The organism is Methylophaga sp. UBA1464, assembly GCF_002325665.1.
Taxonomy (GTDB): domain Bacteria; phylum Pseudomonadota; class Gammaproteobacteria; order Nitrosococcales; family Methylophagaceae; genus Methylophaga.
On the sequence record NZ_DCSO01000041.1, the window covers coordinates 287 to 3328 of the forward strand.

Sequence of the window (3042 nt, forward strand, 5' to 3'; positions counted from 1 at the left end):
ATTGCATTCAACCCAACCTACCATTCGGTCATCAATGAAATCTTTAAGCTTCAGCCAACGTCATGGCTTGTTGATAATTTCTTAAACCCATTTTATCAATCAAGCCTAGCTGTTGTTCGAGCCAGTGAGTGTGATCCAGTTCGGTATCTTCAAGTTGTTTAAGTAGCATTTGGCGAGTTTCGTAATCTTCTTCTGCTTCGCAGAGCGCGATACCCTCACGCAGATTTTTGACCACAGCGTATTCCAGATCCAGATCGTTTTGCAGCATTTCCGGTACGGTATGACCTACACGTAGCGGTTCGCGATGTGCCAGGTCGGGCATGCCTTCCAGAAACAGAATGCGTTTAATCATTTGATCGGCATGTTCGGTTTCATCCTGCATTTCATGGGCAATGCGGTTGTATAATCTTGTCAGGCCCCAATCTTCGTACATTCTGGAGTGGATGAAGTATTGATCCATTGCGGTCAGCTCACCGGCAAGTAGCTTGTTGAGCAAATCGATAACTTTTTGGCTGCCTTTCATAAGCGTTTTCCTTTTGTTGCTCTCTGGGGCTTCAGAGCGTGTTAAGAGTAATAAGCTTGCATTATCTGCGACTGGTTGTCACTGTTTTTGCCGATATTTAGGACATTCTGGCGGCATGCGTAACCCGTAATTGTCTAGATCTGAGAAGGAGCAATGGTCACACTAAAACTTCCTTATAGTGTCTTCTCTGACACAGTTTCCGGCAATAATGCTCAGGCTGTAAAAACAATGCCGTGCCTGTAAGACTCCCGCAAAATCAGCAGAAAGATTAAGCATTGTAGTGACAAGAAATAGATATGATGTATCATAGCTATTAGTGTTTTAACCAAATTCTGCAATGAAGCGGCGTCTCTGAACACCTTGCATCTTATTTTCGATCTTTGAGAACTGAACTGAAATGAAAAAACAAACTCTGATTTCCAATGAGTTAGCTGTCTTAATGCCTTCAAAATTCCGGCTACATCGACTTTTCTTAGCCAGTCTCGCGTTAAGCTGGTCGTTTAATGCGAGTGCTGAAAGCAGCGTGAAAGCAGATCCTCAGAGTGACGAAACATTACCTTCGATCACGGTCAGGGGCTGGGCTGATGCTACCACTGAAGGAAGCGGCAGTTATGTATCACCGGTTTTGACTATAGGGGGGAAAGCTGCCGTGCCGGTGATGGAAATCCCCAATTCAGTCAGTGTGATCACGCGCCAACGTATAGAAGATCAAAATATAGTCCGGGTGGAAGATGCATTGGCTCAGGTCACCGGTGTTACCGTAACCCCTTGGGATGGTGCGACTTACCAGATTCGTTCACGCGGTTATTTTCTGGAACCCAGCTATGATGGTGTACCGGCTTTTGGCGGTCTAAACGCCACCCAGCAATATGATGTAGCAATGTTTGATCGGATAGAGGTGTTGCGTGGGCCGGCGGGTTTGTTTCAGGGATCTGGACAGCCAGGCGGAACAGTTAACTTCGTTCGCAAGCGTGCGCCTGGTGAGACACAGGGATCTCTGGCGCTGACTCATGGTTCGTGGTCGAATAACCGGGCCGAGTTCGACGCTGGCACCCCATTAAACGATGACGGAAGTCTGCGGGGACGGTTCGTTGCCACCTTGCAGGATCGCGAGTTCTATTATGATGACGCAAAGAGTCGTAAGAACTTTGTATACGGCACACTTGATTACGATCTGACCTCATCCACTAGTTTCTCATTTTATGTGGCATCTCAAGACGATAAAACCAATCCGTTTATGGGGCTGCCTGCCTATACCGACGGAACACTGATTGATACATCTCGATCAACCACAACTATGCCGTCATGGGCGCGCAATGAAACGAGAAATACCACCATAGGATTTGAGGCAGCCCATCATCTGGATAACGGATGGCAACTAAAAGCACTGGTTGGACATGCTTCGCGGGATTGGCGCTTAAATGATGCTTTCCCCACCGGCGGTGTCGATCCCGCGACTGGACTAATTGGCAATTATTTACGCAGAGGTTGGGATTACGAGTCCACACGTGAATCGTTTGATGTCTATGGCACCGGTCCATTCTCATTACTTGGCAGGCAGCATGCAGCGACTGTTGGATTTAATTATGAACGTTTAAGTGAAGAAAGACTTTCCGGGGCGAACTCTTCCATTGCCAACGTTCCGTTCGGACGTGCAGATCTGGTACCCAAAAACAGCATTAAGCCCTATGTCGGAGGTTTTGGGTATGAAACGACCCAAAACGGTATGTACAGTCAGCTCAGATTTTCATTGACTGACCCGTTAACTGTGGTGCTTGGCGGCCGATTTAGCAATTACACATACCGTAGCCGAAATGTTTCACCTTCCCCTTCCACATCATGGGATGAAAGGTCACGTGAACGTAATATCTTCACGCCTTATGCTGGTGTGGTCTATCGCATAAACCAGCACCTTGCCTTGTATAGCAGTTACGCTGATATCTTTATGCCACAAACGCAGCAAGCGGTCAGTGGCAGAAATCTGGACCCTCGCGAGGGTAGGCAGATTGAAGTCGGTATCAAAGGCGAATTCAATGATGGCAAGCTACAGTTTGGTGCATCGGTATTCCGGACCCGCGATGTTAATCGCTCGTTTAACGATCTTGATAATCCCGGATTCTTCCTTTCTGCTGGTGAAGTCGAAGTAAAAGGTGCCGAAGTAGAGATCAGTGGCAGTCCGACAGCTAATCTGCAACTGATGGCTGGTTATGCCTACATAACGAGCAGCTACGAGGTTGACCGCCTTAGGGAAGGTGAACGTTTCTCGCTGTTTGAGCCGCGGCACTCGCTCAAGCTCTACGGGACCTATCGGTTTGCCGGTACACCCTGGCGCGCAAGTGCTGGTATGACGGCAAACTCAGCGGTCATCGGAACAGGCGAAAAAGGCCTAAGAGAAGGCACCGGTTACGCTGTTTTTAACGCCCAGCTGGGATATGACATCACTCAGAAAACCAGCCTTACACTTGCCGTGAATAACCTGACAGATCGCAAATATTACGAGCGTATTGGCGGGCTAAATA

Annotated in this window: 2 protein-coding genes; one reads left to right on the plus strand and one right to left on the minus strand. The window is 48.0% G+C overall.

Annotation, left to right across the window (positions count from 1 at the left end):
- Nucleotides 1-43: 43 nt before the first annotated feature.
- Nucleotides 44-523: a bacterioferritin gene (gene bfr, locus B3O33_RS04050; RefSeq protein WP_292361359.1), complete on the minus strand. Its 480-nt coding sequence runs from the start codon at nt 521-523 to the stop codon at nt 44-46.
- A 397-nt stretch (nt 524-920) separates the two neighbouring features.
- Here bfr and B3O33_RS04055 point away from each other — a divergent pair.
- On the plus strand, nt 921-3042 hold a 2122-nt coding region (locus B3O33_RS04055; RefSeq protein WP_292363010.1), incomplete at its 3' end, for a TonB-dependent siderophore receptor.